The sequence below is a fragment of the Streptomyces sp. MS191 genome (assembly GCF_008042125.1).
Taxonomy (GTDB): Bacteria; Actinomycetota; Actinomycetes; order Streptomycetales; family Streptomycetaceae; genus Streptomyces.
Window position 1 is genome coordinate 1702646 of the sequence record NZ_RDBI01000040.1, and the last position, 18737, is coordinate 1721382.

Below are 18737 nucleotides of genomic sequence, written 5' to 3' on the forward strand. Positions count from 1 at the left end.
GGGGTCGGCGTCGGTGCCGATGACGACCTGGATCGCGGTGCCCATCTTGACGACGCCGTGGGCGCCGGCTGCCTTGAGTGCGGCTTCGTCGACCTTGGTGGGGTCGATGACCTCGGTGCGCAGTCGGGTGATGCAGCCCTCGACCTCTTCGATGTTGTCGATGCCGCCGAGGCCGGCGACGATCTTCTCAGCCTTGCTGGCCATGTGTTTCTCCCTGTCCGTTCCGTTCGGAGAACGTGAGTCTCGGCGCACCGAAGGTCCGCTTTGTCACGGTAACCCACGGTTGGCCCAACTTCGCGAGCGGGTAACCGCCTTCTGTCGAATGATGACGATCACCGGCGCCCTGCCCGCAGCGGGCTTCGGGAGCCTACCGCAACTGGTCTACACCAGTGTGCAACGACCGTCGGGGCGAGCCGGTTCCGGCCGAGGGAGGATGCCGATGAGCAGCGACAGCGCCGCAGCACCAGCACCTGCGAGGAAGCCGTTCTGGGGCAGTCTCTTCCAGGGGCTCCAGAAGATGGGCCGCAGCCTGCAGCTGCCCATCGCGGTGCTCCCTGCGGCCGGCATCCTCAACCGCCTCGGCCAGCCCGACGTCTTCGGCGCCGAGGGCCTGGGCTGGGACAACGTCGCCAAGGTGATGGCGGGCGCGGGCGGCGCGCTGCTCGACGGCAACCTGGGCCTTCCCCTGCTGTTCTGCATCGGTGTCGCGATCGGCATGGCCAAGAAGGCGGACGGCTCGACGGCGCTCGCGGCGACGGTCGGCTTCCTCGTCTACTACAACGTGCTGCGCCAGTTCCCCGAGACGTGCCCGCCGGGCACGGTGGACATCAACGGCGGCTGCCTCGCTCCCGAGGAGGCGTTCAGCGGCTACACGTACCAGAATCCGGGCGTCTTCGGCGGCATCGTCATCGGCCTGCTCGCGGCGTGGTTCTGGCAGCGGTACCACCGGGTGAGGCTGGTGGACTGGCTGGGCTTCTTCAACGGCCGCCGGCTGGTGCCGATCATCATGACCTTCGTGGCGATCGCGTTCGCGTCGCTGTGCCTGTGGGTGTGGCCGCCGATCGGCGACGGGCTGGAGAACTTCAGCGACTGGCTGGTGGGCCTGGGCTCGTGGGGTTCGGGGATCTTCGGTCTGGCGAACCGCGCGCTGTTGGTGATCGGCCTGCACCAGTTCCTCAACGTGCCGATCTGGTTCCAGTTCGGCACGTATACGAAGCCGGACGGCACGACGGTCCACGGCGACATCCCGATGTTCCTCGCCGGTGACCCGGACGCCGGTCAGTTCCTGACGGGCTTCTTCCCGATCATGATGTTCGCCCTCCCGGCGGCGGCTCTGGCGATCACGCACTGCGCGCGGCCGAACCGCCGCAAGGAGGTCGGCGGCCTGATGCTGTCGGTCGCGCTCACCTCGTTCGTCACCGGCATCACGGAGCCGATCGAGTACTCGTTCCTCTTCGTGGCGCCGGCGCTGTACGCGATCCACGCGGTCCTCACGGGCGTCTCGATGGCCGTGAGCTGGGCGTTCGGTGTGAGGGACGGCTTCAGTTTCTCGGCCGGTCTGATCGACTACGTGATCAACTGGAATCTCGCGACGAAGCCCTGGCTGATCATTCCGATCGGTCTCGCGTTCGCGGCCGTGTACTACGTGATCTTCCGCTTCGCGATCACCAAGTTCAACCTGCCGACGCCCGGTCGCGAGCCGGAGGAGGTGGCCGAGCAGATGGAGCAGGACGTGACCAAGGCGTAGGGCGCCGCCCTCCCCTGCGGAGCAGGGGCTTTCGTCCCCTTTCGGGAAGCCGCGCCAGGCCCCCGGACCTCATGGTCCGGGGGCCTTTTGTCGTCCATATCCGGCTATGGCTCAGCCCACAAAATTCGAAGGTTCCTTATCTAAGTCACACGTGCTACAACTGGTCTACACCACTCATTGGTGTAGACCACGCGGTCCAGACACCGCGTTCCACGAGACGCCGCCGTCGCCCCCTTTCACTGTCCTCTGGCGGCGCCTTGCCTTACTGGAGGAAGTTGATGAGTACGGCCACCGCCCAGGCCGCCGCTCCCGCGAAGAAGCGCGGATCCGGCCTGTTCCAGGGCCTGCAGAAGGTCGGTCGCAGCCTGCAGCTGCCGATCGCCGTGCTGCCGGCTGCCGGTCTGCTGCTCCGCCTCGGCCAGCCGGACGTCTTCGGCGCCGACGGCCTCGGCTGGGACAAGGTCGCCTCGGTGTTCGCCACCGCAGGCGGCGCGGTCTTCGACAACCTGCCGATGCTGTTCTGCATCGGCGTGGCCATCGGCTTCGCCAAGAAGGCCGACGGCTCCACCGCGCTCGCCGCGCTGGTGGGCTTCCTCGTCTACGCGAACGTGCTGAAGGCGTTCCCGGTGACCGAGGCCGTGGTCAACACGACCGAGAACAAGGGCGTCGACGTCGCGGCGACCTTCAACAACCCGGGTGTCCTCGGCGGCATCCTCATGGGTCTGCTGGCCGCGGTGCTGTGGCAGCGGTACCACCGCACCAAGCTGGTCGACTGGCTCGGCTTCTTCAACGGCCGTCGCCTCGTCCCGATCATCATGGCCTTCGTCGGCACGGCCGTCGGTGTGCTGTTCGGCCTGGTCTGGGAGCCCATCGGCAACGGCATCTCCAGCTTCGGCGAGTGGATGACGGGCCTCGGCTCCGGCGGTGCCGGCCTCTTCGGCCTGATCAACCGCGCGCTGATCCCGGTCGGCATGCACCAGTTCGTGAACACCGTCTCCTGGTTCCAGATCGGCGACTTCACCAACGCCGCCGGCGACGTCGTCCACGGCGACCTGAACCGCTTCTTCGCGGGTGACCCGAGCGCCGGTCTGTTCATGTCCGGCTTCTTCCCGATCATGATGTTCGGCCTCCCGGCCGCCGCCCTGGCCATCGCGCACTCCGCCCGCCCGGAGCGCCGCAAGGCCGTCATGGGCATGATGGTCTCCCTCGCGCTGACCTCGTTCGTCACCGGTGTGACCGAGCCGATCGAGTTCTCGTTCATGTTCATCGCGCCGGTCCTCTACGCGATCCACGCCGTGCTGACCGCGATCTCGATGGCCGTCACCTGGGCCCTGGGCGTGCACGCCGGCTTCACCTTCTCCGCCGGCCTCATCGACTACGGCCTGAACTGGAACCTCGCCACCAAGCCGTGGATGATCATCCCGATCGGTCTGGTCTTCGCGGTGGTCTACTACGTGGTCTTCCGCTTCGCGATCACCAAGTTCAACCTGCCGACGCCGGGCCGCGAGCCCGACGAGGAGGTCGAGGACCTCACCAAGGCGTGAGCCTGGCGTGACCTCGTACGAAGGCCCCCGGAACCGTCCTGGTCCCGGGGGCCTTCGCCGTGTCGTGCCCGGCCTTCGCCGTGTCGTGCGCGCCGCCCGCCGTACGCGCCGCTCCCCCGCGGGCCGCGTGCGGGGGCCCGCGCGGAGGGCCGCGGGTCAGATCTCGTAGACCGCGCCCGGGTACGCCAGCTCCGTCGGGCCGGAGAAGACCGCCCGCGCGTCCGCCAGGTTCAGTCGCCCGTCCGTCCACGGCGGGATGTGGGTGAGCACCAGCCGGCCCACCGAGGAGCGGGCCGCCTCGGCGCCCGCCTCCCGGCCGTTCAGGTGGAGCGCCGGGATGTCCTCCTTGCCGTGGGTGAAGGAGGCCTCGCACAGGAACAGGTCCGTGCCGTCGGCGAGTTCGTGGAGCGCGTCGCAGACGCCGGTGTCCCCGGAGTAGGTGAGGGAGCGGCCCCCGTGCTCCAGGCGGATGCCGAACGCCTCGACGGGGTGGACGACCTTCTCCGTGCGCACCCGGAACGGGCCGAGGTCGAAGGAGCCCGAGGTCAGCGTCCGGAAGTCGAAGACCTCGCTCATCGCCTTGTCCGAGGGGGTGTCGGCGTACGCGGTGGTCAGGCGCTGCTCGGCGCCCTCGGGGGCGAAGACCGGGATCGCGTCGCAGCGGCCGCCCTCGTGGCGGTAGTACCGGGCGACGAAGTAGCCGCACATGTCGATGCAGTGGTCGGCGTGGAGGTGGCTGAGGAAGATGGCGTCGAGGTCGTACAGACCGATGTGGCGTTGCAGCTCGCCCAGGGCGCCGTTGCCCATGTCGAGAAGCAACCGGAAGCCGTCGGCCTCGACGAGGTAGCTCGAACAGGCCGATTCCGCGGACGGGAACGACCCGGAGCAGCCGACGACGGTGAGCTTCATGGAGCGTGAACCTCCGTGGAAGGGCGTCCGTGGACGGGTGCGGGACAGTCGCTGAGGGGGAGGTCGTGCGATCTGTCGAGCGTACGGTGCGTGAGGGCCCGTCGCTCCTCCGCAGTGGTCCGTTGTGTGCGAACTCACGGGCGCTGTCACCGGTTCGGATGGACCTGGGGCGACAGGGCGCGGGAGACGGGCCGCCGGTAACGTCATGCGGTATGGACATGTCCTGGTGGCCGGCGCTGGTAGCCGTCGTGGTGATCGGATTGGCCGTGGCGCTGGCGGACGGCCGCAGGCGCGCGGCCCGGCGTCCCGGTGGGCGGGGCCGGCCGCCGGGCGGACCGCCGGTCCGGGGCGGGGGGCCGGGGCGTCGGCCCGGTCTGCTTCCCCGCCCGGGTGAGATCTGGTGGGCGGAGGTGCCCTACGAGGACGGGCCCGGTTCGAAGGACCGGCCGTGTCTGGTGCTGTCGCTGAAGGGTGACCGGGCGCTGGTCGCGAAGATCACGAGCAAGTACCACGACGAGCGGCCGGGTGTGATCGCGCTGCCGCCGGGTGCGGTGGGTGACGCGCGGGGGCGGCCGAGCTTCCTGGAGACGGACGAGTTGCGTCAGGTCGCGGTGGGCGGTTTCCGCCGGAGAGTGGGAACGGCGGACCCGGTGGTCTGGGACCAGGTCCGCCATCTCTCGTGACCGGGGGTGCGGGTGGGGCTCAGGCCCAGAGCTGGCCCTGGACGGTCTCGATGGCCTCTTCGGTCGTCGCCGCCGTGTAGAGGCCGGTCGAGAGGTACTTCCAGCCGCCGTCCGCGACGACGAAGGCGATGTCGGCGCTCTCGCCGGCCTTGAGCGCCTTGCGGCCGACGCCGATGGCCGCGTGGAGGGCCGCGCCGGTCGAGACGCCGGCGAAGATGCCCTCCTGCTGGAGGAGGTCCCGGGTCCGGGTCACGGCGTCGGCCGAGCCGACCGAGAAGCGGGTGGTGAGGACGGAGGCGTCGTAGAGCTCCGGCACGAAGCCCTCGTCCAGGTTCCGCAGGCCGTAGACCAGGTCGTCGTAGCGCGGCTCGGCGGCGACGATCTTGACGTCCGGCTTGTGTTCGCGGAGGTAGCGGCCGACGCCCATGAGGGTGCCGGTGGTGCCGAGGCCGGCCACGAAGTGGGTGATGGACGGCAGGTCGGCGAGGATCTCGGGGCCGGTGGTGGCGTAGTGGGCGCCCGCGTTGTCCGGGTTCCCGTACTGGTAGAGCATCACCCAGGTGGGGTTCTCGGCGGCGAGTTCCTTGGCGACCCGTACCGCGGTGTTCGACCCGCCCGCCGCGGGGGACGAGATGATCTCGGCGCCCCACATGGCGAGCAGCTGGCGGCGCTCCTCGCTGGTGTTCTCCGGCATGACGCAGACGATCTTGTAGCCCTTGAGCTTCGCCGCCATGGCCAGGGAGATCCCCGTGTTGCCCGAGGTCGGTTCGAGGATCGTGCAGCCGGGGGTGAGCCGGCCCGCCTTCTCCGCCTGCTCGATCATGTGGAGCGCGGGGCGGTCCTTGACGGAGCCGGTGGGGTTGCGGTCCTCCAGCTTCGCCCAGATGCGGACGTCGTCCGAGGGCGAGAGCCGGGGCAGGCGGACCAGCGGCGTGTTGCCGACGGCCGCCAGCGGGGAGTCGTAACGCATGTGGATCAGACCATGCCGCCGGCGACGGCCGGCAGGATCGTGACGTTGTCGCCGTCGGTGAGCTTGGTGTCGATGCCGTCCAGGAAGCGGACGTCCTCGTCGTTCAGGTAGACGTTGACGAAGCGGCGCAGGGTGCCGCCGTCCACGATGCGGGCCTCGATCCCGGTGTGGCGGGACTCCAGGTCGGCGAAGAGCTCGGCGAGGGTCTCACCGCTGCCCTCGACGGCCTTGGCGCCGTCGGTGTAGGTGCGGAGGATGGTCGGGATGCGGACCTCGATGGCCATGGCGTGGGCTCCTGTCGGGAACTGGCGTGGTGGGCGCGCGGCTGGGGCCCCCGCGCGGTGGGGGTGGTGCGGGGATGTGCGCTCGGGCCGGGTTCTCGTCGGGTCAGAGCGCAGCGCGGGACGTACAGGTCGCGCCGGCGACGCGGCACAGGTCGACGTGCAGTCGCGCCGCTCCGCCTCCGAAGACTCCGAGGAACGCGGAGGCGAAGGGAGCGTCAGCGACCGAGGCGGGCAGGCGTGTGCCCGGCGTCTGTTCGCTCACGTCATGGGAAACCATGCGGTCATCGTATCGATTCCCGGTCCGGGTTCCGGAATGTGATCTCACATGACGGACATCTCATGCTCGGCTGGTGGACGCGGGGTGCCCGGCCGGAAGGTAGAGGACGGTCGGGGTGCCGGTGACGGGGTGGGGGACGACTGCGGCGTCGACGCCGTAGACGCCCGCGAGGAGGCCGGGGGTGAGGACCTCCGCGGGCCGGCCGTGGGTCACGATCCGGCCGTCCCGCAGGACGTAGAGCCGGTCGCAGTAGGCCGCGGCGAGGTTGAGGTCGTGCAGGGCGAGCAGGTTGGTGGTGCCCAAGTCGCGTACGAGCGAGAGGACTTCCAGCTGGTAGCGGATGTCGAGGTGGTTGGTCGGCTCGTCGAGGACCAGCAGGGCGGGGTCCTGGACGAGGGCCCTGGCGACCAGGGCCCGCTGGCGTTCGCCGCCGGAGAGGCCGGGGTACGGGCGCTGCGCGAGGTCCGCGATGCCGACCCGGGCGAGGGCGGCGTCGGCCCTCTCCAGGTCGTCCCCGGTGTCGCCCTCCCAGAAGCGCTTGTGCGGGGAGCGGCCGAGGGCGACGAGTTCACGGACGGTCAGCTCGAACTCGGTCGAGGCGTCCTGCGGGACGGTGGCGATCCGGCGGGCCCGGGCCCTGGGGGTGAGGGCGTGCAGGTCGTCGCCGTCGAGCAGCGCCCGGCCCGAGGTGGGGCGCAGGGTGCCGTAGACGCAGCGCAGGAGCGTGGTCTTGCCGCTGCCGTTGGGGCCGACGAGGCCGACGGTCTCGCCGGGGCGGGCGAGCACGTCGACGGCCCGCAGCCGTGTCCCGTACGACAGTGCCTCGGTGCGCAGTTCGGTCACAGCGGGCTCCCTTCCGGGCGGCGGCGCATCAGCCAGAGGAAGAACGGGCCGCCGGTGAGGGCGGTGAGGACGCCGACAGGGATGTCCTGGGGTGCGGCGACGGTCCGGGCGGCGAGGTCGGCGAGGACCAGGGCGAGCGCGCCGCCGAGCGCGGCCACCGGGAGGAGGCGGCGGTGCGGGGCGCCGACGGCCATCCGGGCGGCGTGGGGGACCATCAGCCCGACGAAGCCGACGGCTCCGCTGGCGGCGACCATGACGGCGGTGACGAGCGAGGCCAGGACGAAGACGGCGGCGCGGAAGCGGGCCGTGTCGAGGCCGAGGACGGTCGCGCCCTCCTCGCCGACGAGGAGCAGGTCGAGCGGGCGGGCGAGGGTGAGCAGCGCGCCGACGCCGACGGCGAGGGCGGCGGCGGGCAGCAGGAGGGTGTCCCAGCGGGCGCTGCCGAGGCCGCCGAGGGACCAGAACATCGCCTCCTGGAAGTGCTCGGGGCGTCCGGCGAGCACCAGGAGGAGGGTGGTCAGCGCGGACAGGATGTAGGAGACGGCGACGCCGGCGAGGACGAGCCGGGCTCCGGTCATGGTGGAGCCGCGGCGGGCCAGGGCGTAGACGAGGACCAGGGCGAGCAGGGCGCCGGCGAAGGCGCCGGCGGGCAGGGCGAGCGTCGAGGTGATGCCGGCGCCGCCGCCGATGCCGAGGACCAGGACGAGGACGGCGCCGGTGGACGCCCCGGAGGAGATCCCGAGGAGGAAGGGGTCGGCGAGGCGGTTGCGGACCAGGGCCTGCAGGACGGTGCCGACGACGGCGAGGCCGGCGCCGACGACCGCGCCGAGCAGGACGCGGGGCAGCCGGACGTCGAGGACGATGGTGCGGAACGGGGAGGGTGCGGCGTTGCCGGTGAGGATGCGGGTGACCTCGGCGACGGGGATCGTCACGGATCCGAGCGCGACTCCGGCGACGACGGCGCACGCGAGGGCGGCGAGGAGGCCGGTGACGACGAGCCCGTACGGGACGGGGGCGGCGCCGGGCGGGCGTGCGGCGGCCCGCCCGCGCACCCGGACGGGCGGGTGCGCGGGCTGCCGGACGTCCCCCTTCGGGGGCGCGGTCACCGGGCCGGGTGGAGCTGGGCGGCGAGCTTGTCGACGGCGGCGGGGACGCGGACGCCGAGCACCGTGTCCGACAGCGGCATCACGGCGAAGCGCTGGTTCCTGATCGCCGGGACGTCGCGGAGGGCGGGGTCCTCCAGCAGGCGCTTCTTCTTCTGTTCGACGGTCGTGGAGCCGTAGTCGTAGATGACGATCACGTCGGGCCGGCGGGCGACGACCTGCTCCCAGGTCGCGTCGCCGAAGGGCTTGGCGAGGTCGGCGAAGACGTTGCGGCCGCCGGCGCGGGTGATCAGTTCGTTGCCGATGCCCGTGCCGCCGGCCGTGAACGCGGTCTTGTCGCCGCTGTCGTAGACGAAGACGGAGACGGGGGGCACGTCCTTCAGGCGGCGTTCGGTGGCGGCGACGGTCCGGCGGGCCCGGGCAGTCCAGTCCCGGCCCCGTTCGGGGACGCCGAAGGTGCGGGAGACCTCGTCGACCTCCCGGTAGAGGTCGGTGAGCGAGGAGGTGCCGGAGGGGCAGTACTCCGTGTTCAGCCGGGTTTCGATGCCCGCGGCCTTGAGGTCGTCCCGGCCGCGGCCGGCCTTGGCGTCGAAGGCGGAGGCGTAGCCGCCGTACACGAAGTCGGGGTCGGCGGCGAGCAGCGCCTCCTTCGACGGGTACTCCTTCGCGAGCACCGGGACGGTGTCGTACGCCTTCTTGTAGGCGGGCAGGACGCGGTCGTCGAGGTAGGCGGTGCCGACGAGGGACTTCTCCAGGCCGAGGGCCAGCATGACCTCGGTGACGTGCTGGTTCATCGTCACGGCCCGTCGCGGCGGGGCCTGGTAGGTGGTCTGCACGCCGCAGTTGGCGACGGTGTAGGGGAATCCCGGGGCGGCCTTCCCGGCCGGGGGCTGCGCGGCCGGCGCGGAGCAGGCGGCGAGCAGCGGGAGAAGGACGAGGGCGGGCAGCGGTGAACGGCGCCGGGTCAACACGGACGTGCCTCCTGACGGGGATTTCCACGTCCCCGGTCGGTGGTGAGAAGGCGGCAGGTCAGTTCCTGGCTTCCGGCTCCCGGGGCGGGAGCCGGTCACAGTGGCGGGACCGTGCCGGATTCGCACCGGCTTCCTGGGTCCTGCCGCCCTGATGTCCGGTCAGTCTCTCATCACGTCGTCGGCGTGCGGAGGCGCTTCAGGCTCCGGGGGTCTGCGCGTAGGCCTCGACGACCTGGACCTCTTCCTCGGTGACGACGCCTTCGACGATGGTGAAGGAGCGGAACTGGAAGGGGCCGGCGTCGTCCGTGTCCGCGGTGGAGACCAGCACGTAGTGGGCGGCGGGCTCGTTCGCGTAGGAGATGTCGGTGCGGGACGGGTAGGCCTCGGTCGCCGTGTGCGAGTGGTAGATGACCACGGGCTCCTCGTCCCGGTCGTCCATCTCGCGGTACAGCTTCAGCAGGTCGGCCGAGTCGAACTCGTAGAAGGTGGGCGAGCGCGCGGCGTTCAGCATCGGGATGAAGCGCTCGGGGCGGCCGGTGCCGGCCGGGCCCGCGACCACGCCGCAGGCCTCGTCGGGGTGGTCCGCGCGGGAGTGTTCCACGATCTGGTCGTACAGGGCCCGGGTGATGGTCAGCATGGTCGACAGGATAAGCGGGCGGGCCGCCGCGTACCGAGGAGTGGTACGCGACGGCCCGAATGCCGAGACGGCGGAGATCAGGAGCGCTTGACGAAGGCCGCGCCCTGCGGGTTGCGGGCCTTCAGCACGAGGTACGAGACGCCCATGATCAGGGCCCACACCGGCGCTCCGGGCCACAGCGCGACGCGGGAGTCGGGGTCGATTCCCATCATGACGATGACCATGCCGATGAAGGCGAGCGCGAACCAGCTGGTGAACGGGGCGCCCGGGGCCTTGAAGCCGGACTCGGGCAGCTCGCCGCGGTTCGCCTTGGCGCGGTAGCGGATCTGGCAGACCAGGATCATGATCCAGGCCCACATGCCGGAGATGGTGGCGAAGGAGACGACGTAGTCGAAGGCCTTGCCCGGCGCCACGTAGTTGATCCACACGCCGACCAGCATCAGCGCGGCGGAGACCGTCGTGCCGAGCAGCGGGACGCCGTTGCCGGTGAGCTTGGTGAGGAACTTCGGTCCCTGGCCGTTCAGCGCGAGGTCGCGCAGCATCCGGCCGGTGGAGTACATGCCCGAGTTGCAGGAGGACAGGGCGGCGGTCAGCACCACGAAGTTGACGATGGCGGCGCCGATGCCCAGGCCCATCTTCTCGAAGGCGGCGACGAACGGGGAGACGCCCGGCTGGAACTCCGACCACGGCACGACCGAGAGGATCATGATCAGGGCGCCGACGTAGAAGACGGCGATGCGCCACGGGACGGTGTTGATCGCCTTGGGCAGGACGGTCTTCGGGTCCTTGGACTCGCCGGCGGTGACGCCGACCAGCTCGACCGCGAGGAAGGCGAACATCACGATCTGCAGGGTCATCAGCGTGCCGCCGAGGCCCTTGGGGAAGAAGCCGCCGTCGTTCCAGAGGTTCGCCACGGACGCGGTCTCGGCCGCGTCGGAGAAGCCGATGGTGAGGATGCCGGCGCAGATGAGGATCATGCCGACGATCGCGGTGACCTTGACCATCGAGAACCAGAACTCGAGCTCACCGAAGAGCTTCACGGAGATCAGGTTCGCGCCGTAGAGGATGACGGTGAAGATCAGCGCGAAGGCCCACTGCGGGAAACTCCCGTGTGTCCAGAACGCCATGTACTTGGCGGCCGCGGTGACCTCGGTGATGCCGGTGACGACCCAGAAGAGCCAGTACGTCCAGCCGGTCACGTAACCCCAGAAGGGGCCGACGAACTCGCGGGCGTACTCCGAGAAGGAGCCCGACACCGGGCGGTACATGAGCAGTTCGCCCAGGGCCCGCATGATGAAGAAGATGACCAGGCCCGCGATGGCGTAGGCCAGGATCAGGCTGGGGCCGGCCTTGGAGATGGCCTTGCCCGCGCCGAGGAAGAGTCCGGTGCCGATGGCACCGCCGATGGCGATCATCTGGATCTGCCGGGCGCCGAGGCCACGCTGGTAGCCCTCGCCGCCGCCCACGGCCCCGTCGGTGCCGTCGTGCTGCTTGTCGACCTGCACTGAGGTCATGGTGGTGCGCCTTTCTCCATGCTGACCCGCGCCGACTGCGTCTGACTGCGGATCAGGTCCTGATCCCCCCGGATGTGGAATGGAGTGCTACCGGCGGTCAGCCGGCTCAAGCGCCCCCGGGGACAGGGGTGGCGTCCCCGGGCGGTCGTGAAGATTTATCACGCGTGAAACGTCGACCGACGGGCACCACTGTGGCGCACGCCACAGGAAGAAGCGGGCAAAGAGGACTCAACACGGCAAGCTAGAACACTTTGGTGACGTATTCGTTATCCGGATTTGAGCGTCCGCTGAGCGAACGAAAGAGGTTGCACGCGGGGGACGGAGACGTCCCGTCGACCCGGCTTCGGGCCGACGGGACGGCCGGGGCCGCCGGGGTGCCACGGGCCGCCGGGGGAGCGCCGGGGCGCGCCGCGCCGGGCGGGCCCCCCAGGGCGCCTACGACATCAGCGTCTCGACGAGCGACTCCTGGAGCGCGCCCAGCCACAGGTAGGCCATCACCATCGGCTTGCGCGGGTCGGAGTCCGGGAGCCGGTACAGCCCCTCTCCCCCGTCCTCGTCGGTGACCTCGAGACGGGTCCCGATGGTCAGCCGCAGGTCGTTGAGCGCGCCGAGCCAGGCCCGCGACTCGTCGGCGGTCAGCTTGAGGACGACCCCGCCCTCGCCGACCGGGGTGAGCGTGTCCAGGCTGCGGACGACGGCGAGGGCGTCCTCGCGCTTCCGGGCCCGCAGGTCGTTCTCGGTGTAGCGGCGGAAGTCGGCCGCCGCCGCCCGCTGCTCCTCGTCCGCGTCGCCGTACGCGTCGGGGAAGAGCCGCTTGAGGGCGGGATCGGACGGGGGCTCGCTCGGGCCCTCGGCGAAGAGCGCGGCGAGCGGGTCCTCGCCCTCGACGGGCTCGTCGCCCGGTCCGATCAGCTCCATGAGCTGGACGGCGAGGGAGCGGAGGATGGAGATCTCGACCTCGTCGAGCGCGACGGCCGCGCCGCCGCCGGGCAGCGTCTCGAACCGGCCGGCCATCAGCCGCGGTCCTGGGTGAGGGTCGCCCACAGTCCGTAGCCGTGCATCGCCTGCACGTCCCGTTCCATCTCCTCGCGGGTGCCGCTGGAGACCACCGCGCGTCCCTTGTGGTGCACGTCGAGCATCAGCTTGTGCGCCTTGTCCTTGGAGTAGCCGAAGTACGTCTGGAAGACGTAGGTCACATAGCTCATCAGGTTGACCGGGTCGTTGTGGACAAGGGTGACCCACGGGACGTCCGGCTCGACGACGGCGAAGGTCTCTTCTGCCGATTCCGTCTGTTCGATCTCAATTGGCGCGACGCTCACTCACCCCATGCTGCCACTCTCCGTGGCCCGTCGCACAAACGGGTCAGGGACGCGTCGCTAGAAATCGTCACTCTGACGAGTATTCGGGGTAGCATCGCTGACATGAACGCTGCGGACCTTGGGCTCCCGGTGGACGTGCCGTCGACCGCGCTCTTCACCGACCAGTACGAGCTGACCATGCTCCAGGCGGCCCTGAGGGCCGGCACCGCCGACCGGCGCTCCGTCTTCGAGGTCTTCACCCGGCGGCTGCCCGAGGGGCGGCGCTACGGAGTGGTGGCCGGCACCGGACGCGTCCTGGACGCCGTCGAGAACTTCCGGTTCGACCCGGCCGTCCTCGGCTTCCTGCGCGAGCAGGGCATCGTCGACGAGCCCACGCTCGAGTGGCTCGCGGGCTACCGCTTCTCCGGCGACATCTGGGGCTACCCCGAGGGCGAGGTGTACTTCCCCGGCTCGCCGATCCTGCGGGTCGAGGGCAGTTTCGCCGAGTGCGTGCTGCTGGAGACCGTGATCCTCTCGATCCTCAACCACGACTCGGCCATCGCCGCCGCGGCCTCCCGGATGTCGGCGGCCGCGAGCGGCCGGCGGCTGATCGAGATGGGCGCCCGGCGGACCCACGAGCTGGCCGCCGTCGCCTCCTCCCGGGCCGCCTACGTGGGCGGATTCGACTCCACCTCCGACCTGGCGGCGGGCTTCCGCTACGGCATCCCGACCGTCGGCACCTCCGCGCACGCCTTCACCCTGCTGCACGACAGCGAGCGGGACGCCTTCCGCGCCCAGGTCGACTCGCTGGGCCGGGGGACGACCCTGCTCGTCGACACCTACGACGTCGCCGAGGCCGTCCGCACCGCCGTCGAGGTCGCCGGGCCGGAGCTCGGGGCCGTACGGATCGACTCCGGCGACCTGCTCCTCGTGGCGCACCGGGTGCGGGCACAGCTCGACGAGCTGGGGGCCCGTGACACCAAGATCGTGGTGACCTCCGACCTGGACGAGTACGCCATCGCCTCGCTGGCCGCCGCGCCGGTCGACGCCTACGGCGTCGGCACCCAGCTGGTCACCGGCAGCGGGCACCCGACGTGCTCGATGGTCTACAAGCTGGTGGCCCGTGCCACGTCGGCCGATCCGAAGGCGCCGCTGACGCCCGTCGCGAAGAAGTCCGTGGGCGGCAAGGCGTCCGTCGGCGGGCGCAAGTGGGCGGCGCGGCGGACGGACGCGGACGGGATCGCCGAGACCGAGGTCATCGGCACCGGCGCGGTCCCCCCGGAGCTCGCCGACAACCGGCTGCTGGTGGAGCTGGTCAAGGGCGGCGACGTGGTGGCCCGGGAACCGCTGGAGGCGGCCAGGTCCCGGCACATCGCGGCCCTGGCCGGACTGCCGATGTCGGCGGTCCAGCTGTCGCGCGGCGAGCCGGTGCTCCCGACGGAGTACGTGTAGCGATCCGCGCGCGCCGCGACGGAACGCCCCCTCCCGAAGGGGCGGGGAAGTCTCTAGGCTCGAACCCGCCCCTCGCCCCACCCGCCGACACCGCTCTCCCACCCACCGGCTAAGGACCGGCGAGCCGGTGCTCCCGACGGAGTACGTGTAGCGATCCGCGCGCGCCGCGACGGAACGCCCCCTCCCGAAGGGGCGGGGAAGTCTCTAGGCTCGAACCCGCCCCTCGCCCCACCCGCCGACACCGCTCTCCCACCCACCGGCTAAGGACGGGCCGCGATGTGCCGGGACCTGGCCGCCTCCAGCGGTTCCCGGGCCACCACGTCGCCGCCCTTGACCAGCTCCACCAGCAGCCGGTTGTCGGCGAGCTCCGGGGGGACCGCGCCGGTGCCGATGACCTCGGTCTCGGCGATCCCGTCCGCGTCCGTCCGCCGCGCCGCCCACTTGCGCCCGCCGACGGACGCCTTGCCGCCCACCGGCTAAGGACACCCGCCATGCACCGCGCATTGATCGTTGTGGACGTTCAGAACGACTTCTGCGAGGGCGGCAGCCTCGCGGTGACGGGGGGCGCGGACGTCGCCGCCGCCATCACCGACCTCGTCGGCGAGGCGGCGGGAGCGGCGTACCAGCACGTGGTGGCGACCCGCGACCATCACGTGGACCCGGGCGACCACTTCGCCCCGGAGGGGCAGGAGCCGGACTACGTCACCTCCTGGCCGGTGCACTGCGTCGCGGGCACGGAGGGCGTCGGCTTCCACCCGAACTTCGCTCCGGCGGTCGCCTCCGGCGCCATCGAGGCGGTGTTCGACAAGGGCGCCTACGAGGCCGCGTACAGCGGCTTCGAGGGGCGCGACGAGAACGGCATGACGCTGGCGCAGTGGCTGCGGGAGCGGGAGGTGAGCGAGGTCGACGTGGTCGGGATCGCCACCGACCACTGTGTGCGGGCCACGGCGCTGGACGCGGCGCGCGAGGGGTTCCGGGTGCAGGTCCTGCTGGACCTGACCGCGGGGGTGGCCAAGGAGACGACCGAGAAGGCGCTGGGCGAGCTGCGCGCCGCCGGGGTCGAGCTGACCGGGACGCCGACGGTCTGACCGACGGCGTCCGGCGCTCCGGCGTGCCGGGGCTCCGCCGGCGGGGCGGGAACGTCCGGGACGGCCCTCAGCTCGCGGTCGGCAGGGACCGTACCGGGTGCCACAGCTCCTGGGCCGTGCCCGGGGTGGATCTCCAGAGCAGGCCGTCCGGGTGGTGCAGCACCGCCGTGATCTCGTCCGGGGTCGGCGGCTCGGCGTTGCCCCGGAGGTACACCGCGCGCAGCCCCAGGTTCCGCAGCCTGGTCAGGGCGCGGGACCGGTTCGACGCGTGGACCAGGAAGCGGACCATGGCACCGTCGCCGGCCGGGCTGGGCAGCCCTATCGCGACGACGACGCTACCGCCTGGCAACTTGCAGAACCCTCCACCGGGCATGCCGAGACCACTCCCCCGTGAGCCACTGTCAATAAGAAATCCGTCTGACGCACCTAAACACGATCGGCCGCCGCCCGCTAGAGGGCGACGGCCGATCATGCTCTGACCTGCGACGATACGAACTACTTCGTCGAGGGACCCACCTGGACGGTGATCGTCTGGCCGTTCTTCGGCTCCTTGACGACCGCGATCTTGGTGTTGGTGTCAGTTACCTGGACACCGGCCCGCTCGGTCTCCTTGTACCAGTACGTGCCCTTGCGGTCGTCGAAGACCGGGTTACCGGCCTGCGACTTGATGTTCACCGCGACGTCGGCCTTGTGCAGCGTGATGCCGTCGGTCCGGGCGAAGCCGAAGGTGGAGTCGTACGCCTGGACGCGGTTGCGCAGCAGGGTGCCGTCCGTCCACTTCAGCGGCGTCGGGTGGGCGTCGATCGGAAGGACGAGACCCTGGCCCGGGTGGACCGAGGTGTTGTTGTCCTTCTGCGAGGTGTCCCACAGCCAGATCAGCAGGCCGTTCTGGTACGGGTAGTGCTCGACCCAGCTCGACTTGTCACCCGTGAAACCGAAGTTGTACGGGCCGACCTTGAGGGTCGCGTCGTAGGAGACGTACTGGCGGTTCTCCGCGAGGTAGTACTGCTCGTACTCCTTCGTGAAGCCCTTGCCGACGCGCGAGAAGCCCTTGGCCACCCAGCCGTTGTCGCCGCTCTCGGCGTTGTCGCTGAAGACCGGGGCACCGTCGGCGGTGAGGGTGATGGCGTCGGCCGTGAAGCCCTTGCCGCCCGCGCCGCCGTCCGTCTGGTAGCGGAAGCGGAGGTCGAACTTCTTGCCCGCGTAGGCGTCCAGCGAGTAGACGAGGCTCTTGTGCGCACCCGAGACGTCGGTCAGCGCCGGGGCGCCGCTCGCGTCACGCGGGATGGCCTTGCCGTCGGCGGTGCCGTCGAGGGCCGTCCAGTTGGCGCCGCCGTCCGTCGACACCTCGGTGTAGAGGTAGTCGTAGTCCAGCTCGATGTCGTACCAGCCCTGGAGCGCCAGGGAGGCCGAGGTCTTGCCGGTCAGGTCGACGGAGCGGGTCAGGGTGTTCTTGAGGTCGTCACCCATGTTACTCCACCACTGCGTGGCGCCCTCGGCGGGCTGCACGACCTCGGTGGTGACCTGCTTCTTCGGCAGCTCGACGACGAGCGCCTGCGGGTTCTTGGTGTTGTACTCGGAGACGCCCAGGGTGTGGGTGCTCTTCTTGCCGCGCTGGGTGTTGCTCACCTTGGTGTAGTTGAGCCAGCCGAGCTGCAGCTTGTCCCAGGCGTTCATGTCGCCGGGCAGGTCGCCGATCGCGTCCTTGCCGGTGCCGAGCCACGAACCGGACGACATCAGCGTCCAGAAGCCCGTGGAGTTCTCGCCGCCCGCGGTGTCGTAGTGGTCCGGCAGACCGAGGTCGTGACCGTACTCGTGGGCGAAGACGCCGAGGCCGCCGTTCTCGGGCTGCATCGTGTAGTCGCCGACCCAGATGCCGGTGTCACCGATCTGGGTACCGCCGGCCTTGTTGTTCGCCGGACCGGTCTTGCCCGCGTTGGTGCCGTAGGCGTACCAGCGGTGGGCCCACAGGGCGTCGGTCGCCTGGACGCCGCCGCCCGCCGACTCGTCCTCGCCCGCGTGGACGATCTGGAAGTGGTCGATGTAGCCGTCGGACTCGTTGAAGTTGCCGTCGGCGTCGAAGTCGTACCGGTCCCACTGGTCGTACTGCGCCAGGTCGGCCTTGATCTGGGCGTCGGTACGGCCCTTGGCCTTCTGGTCCGCGGTCCACGCCGTGACACCGTCGCGGACGGCGTCCCAGACGTTGGCGCAGTTGCTCTGGCCGCAGTAGTTCGAGCCGTAGCGGGCCTCGTTGTACTCGACCTTGACCCAGTCGGAGACGCCGCCGTCGACCGAGTACCGGCCGGACGAGGTCTTCTCGTAGTAGGTCTTCAGCGACTGCTTGGGCTGTCCCTTGGCGTCCTTGCCGGTGCCGAAGTACAGGTCCTGGAAGTGCTTCTGGTTGTAGTCCTTCTGCCAGGCCGTGGAGTTGTCGTTCGCACGGTCCGGCGCGGCTATCTGGTTGTGCAGGGGGCCGGGCGTGCCGCCGAACTTCGGCTTCAGCTCGTCCGTGTCGTCGTCGGCGCGGTTCACCAGCGTGCTGGTGTCGACCTTGTCGCCGAACTCGACCAGGATCGTGAAGATCTTGTCGGTCTTCTCGCGGCCCAGCTCGACGTACTTCTTGCTGTCGAGCTTGACGACCTGGGAACCGCCGCGGCGCTCGACCTTGGACTCGCCGCTCAGCACCTGCTCGAGGGCGGCCTTGCGCTGCGCCTCCTGCTGCTTGCTGAACGGACCGTCGAGGTCGTGGTCGACCTTGGTCTTGTCCGCACCGTTGCCCGGTGCCGGGTCCTGCCGCACGTCGGCAGGGTTCGCCTGGGTGTTGCTGCCCGCCCAGGCGGTCGTGAAGGTCGAGGCGGTGGCGGCGGTAGCCGCGAGCGCCACGACGACTGCGGACGCTCTGATCGCCCGTCGTCTGTTGGTCACTTGATGTTGTCCTCCCCGGCGCCCGATGTCCGCAGACCTGAGGTGGGGTGTCCGCGGGCGGGGTCGCGCGTCACAAGTGACGACATTCGACCGGAGTTAAGAGAGAAAAGACAGATCTTGACTTGAACAGGCCAACTGCACTATGCAGGAGCGCCTTTCCGGATACCGAACGCCATCCGAACGTCATCCGAACAGGCAACCGGCGCACCCCGGCGGCCGGTTGGCGGATTCGGTGAATCCGTGCGCCCCCCGTGCACCGGCACCGTGGGTTAGGTCACGCTTACCAACGGTTCCTCTCGGGCATCCACCGTCGTAGAGTCGCTCGACCGAGGGCACCGCCCTGCGGTGGCCCGGGAGAGCGATCCACCACCGATGCAACCGACGCACCCGATGCCTCGAGGGACGGTACCCGTCATGCCGCGTCCGAACACCGCACAGCTCGCCTACGGTTCGGCCACCGTCGTCTTCTCGACCGCCGCGCTGCTCCTGCTG

19 protein-coding genes, 1 pseudogene and 1 riboswitch are annotated in these 18737 nt (G+C 70.4%); of the genes and pseudogenes, 5 read left to right on the plus strand and 15 right to left on the minus strand.

Annotation, left to right across the window (positions count from 1 at the left end; translation table 11 throughout):
- A partial coding sequence (locus tag EAO71_RS14800; RefSeq protein WP_147979302.1) for a glucose PTS transporter subunit EIIB occupies positions 1-204 on the minus strand: 204 nt, incomplete at its 3' end.
- Positions 205-439: 235 nt separating this feature from the next.
- Between EAO71_RS14800 and EAO71_RS14805 the strand changes: the two genes are divergently transcribed.
- Together EAO71_RS14805 and EAO71_RS14810 are read left to right on the plus strand one after the other, a co-directional pair.
- Positions 440-1747, plus strand: a complete 1308-nt coding sequence (locus EAO71_RS14805; protein ID WP_147978157.1) for a PTS transporter subunit EIIC — start codon at positions 440-442, stop codon at positions 1745-1747.
- A gap of 278 nt (positions 1748-2025) precedes the next feature.
- Positions 2026-3291, plus strand: coding sequence for a PTS transporter subunit EIIC (locus EAO71_RS14810; protein ID WP_147978158.1), 1266 nt, complete (start codon positions 2026-2028; stop codon positions 3289-3291).
- 156 nt (positions 3292-3447) lie between these two features.
- Here the strand turns inward: EAO71_RS14810 and EAO71_RS14815 are convergent, their stop codons facing one another.
- A complete protein-coding gene (locus EAO71_RS14815) occupies positions 3448-4200 on the minus strand; it encodes an MBL fold metallo-hydrolase (RefSeq protein ID WP_147978159.1) in 753 nt (250 codons plus the stop codon).
- Between the two features lie 212 nt (positions 4201-4412).
- On the opposite strand from EAO71_RS14815, the gene EAO71_RS14820 reads away from it, so the two are divergent.
- Positions 4413-4883 carry a type II toxin-antitoxin system PemK/MazF family toxin gene (locus tag EAO71_RS14820; protein ID WP_147978160.1) on the plus strand — a complete coding sequence of 157 codons (471 nt, stop codon included), beginning with the start codon at positions 4413-4415 and terminating at the stop codon, positions 4881-4883.
- A 19-nt stretch (positions 4884-4902) separates the two neighbouring features.
- Here the strand turns inward: EAO71_RS14820 and EAO71_RS14825 are convergent, their stop codons facing one another.
- From EAO71_RS14825 to clpS, 10 genes are all read right to left on the minus strand, one after another.
- The gene (locus tag EAO71_RS14825; RefSeq protein WP_147978161.1) at positions 4903-5853 is read right to left on the minus strand and encodes a PLP-dependent cysteine synthase family protein; all 951 of its coding nucleotides are present in this window, start codon (positions 5851-5853) and stop codon (positions 4903-4905) included.
- Between the two features lie 5 nt (positions 5854-5858).
- Positions 5859-6137, minus strand: a complete 279-nt coding sequence (locus EAO71_RS14830) for a MoaD/ThiS family protein (protein ID WP_147978162.1) — start codon at positions 6135-6137, stop codon at positions 5859-5861.
- Between the two features lie 103 nt (positions 6138-6240).
- Positions 6241-6414 (minus strand): putative leader peptide, encoded by a 174-nt coding sequence (locus tag EAO71_RS39655; RefSeq protein ID WP_315986594.1) that lies wholly within the window; start codon positions 6412-6414, stop codon positions 6241-6243.
- Between the two features lie 60 nt (positions 6415-6474).
- A complete protein-coding gene (locus EAO71_RS14840; protein ID WP_147978164.1) occupies positions 6475-7257 on the minus strand; it encodes an ABC transporter ATP-binding protein in 783 nt (260 codons plus the stop codon).
- A complete protein-coding gene (locus EAO71_RS14845) occupies positions 7254-8309 on the minus strand; it encodes a FecCD family ABC transporter permease (RefSeq protein WP_147979303.1) in 1056 nt (351 codons plus the stop codon). The genes EAO71_RS14840 and EAO71_RS14845 overlap by 4 nt, the downstream gene beginning before the upstream one ends.
- Positions 8310-8359: 50 nt before the next feature.
- The gene (locus EAO71_RS14850; RefSeq protein WP_187282677.1) at positions 8360-9331 is read right to left on the minus strand and encodes an ABC transporter substrate-binding protein; all 972 of its coding nucleotides are present in this window, start codon (positions 9329-9331) and stop codon (positions 8360-8362) included.
- Positions 9332-9370: 39 nt separating this feature from the next.
- Positions 9371-9490: riboswitch (cobalamin riboswitch) on the minus strand.
- 37 nt (positions 9491-9527) lie between these two features.
- Positions 9528-9968, minus strand: a complete 441-nt coding sequence (locus tag EAO71_RS14855; RefSeq protein ID WP_147978165.1) for a M67 family metallopeptidase — start codon at positions 9966-9968, stop codon at positions 9528-9530.
- Positions 9969-10045: 77 nt separating this feature from the next.
- On the minus strand, positions 10046-11482 hold the full coding sequence (locus EAO71_RS14860; protein ID WP_147978166.1) for an amino acid permease: 1437 nt from the start codon (positions 11480-11482) through the stop codon (positions 10046-10048).
- A gap of 435 nt (positions 11483-11917) precedes the next feature.
- Entirely contained in the window at positions 11918-12496 is a 579-nt protein-coding gene (locus tag EAO71_RS14865; protein WP_147978167.1) for a DUF2017 domain-containing protein, read from the minus strand.
- A complete protein-coding gene (gene clpS / locus EAO71_RS14870; protein ID WP_147978168.1) occupies positions 12496-12801 on the minus strand; it encodes an ATP-dependent Clp protease adapter ClpS in 306 nt (101 codons plus the stop codon). The genes EAO71_RS14865 and clpS overlap by 1 nt, the downstream gene beginning before the upstream one ends.
- Positions 12802-12903: 102 nt before the next feature.
- On the opposite strand from clpS, the gene EAO71_RS14875 reads away from it, so the two are divergent.
- Positions 12904-14232, plus strand: a complete 1329-nt coding sequence (locus tag EAO71_RS14875; protein WP_147978169.1) for a nicotinate phosphoribosyltransferase — start codon at positions 12904-12906, stop codon at positions 14230-14232.
- 266 nt (positions 14233-14498) lie between these two features.
- Here the strand turns inward: EAO71_RS14875 and EAO71_RS14880 are convergent.
- Positions 14499-14705: pseudogene (locus EAO71_RS14880) on the minus strand (nicotinate phosphoribosyltransferase); the annotation flags it as partial.
- A gap of 18 nt (positions 14706-14723) precedes the next feature.
- Here EAO71_RS14880 and EAO71_RS14885 point away from each other — a divergent pair.
- Entirely contained in the window at positions 14724-15320 is a 597-nt protein-coding gene (locus tag EAO71_RS14885) for an isochorismatase family protein (RefSeq protein WP_147978170.1), read from the plus strand.
- A gap of 67 nt (positions 15321-15387) precedes the next feature.
- Here the strand turns inward: EAO71_RS14885 and EAO71_RS14890 are convergent, their stop codons facing one another.
- On the minus strand, positions 15388-15693 hold the full coding sequence (locus EAO71_RS14890; RefSeq protein ID WP_147978171.1) for a hypothetical protein: 306 nt from the start codon (positions 15691-15693) through the stop codon (positions 15388-15390).
- 122 nt (positions 15694-15815) lie between these two features.
- Complete coding sequence (locus EAO71_RS14895) at positions 15816-18245, minus strand: immune inhibitor A domain-containing protein (RefSeq protein WP_147978172.1); 2430 nt, start codon at positions 18243-18245, stop codon at positions 15816-15818.
- Positions 18246-18737 lie beyond the last annotated feature (492 nt).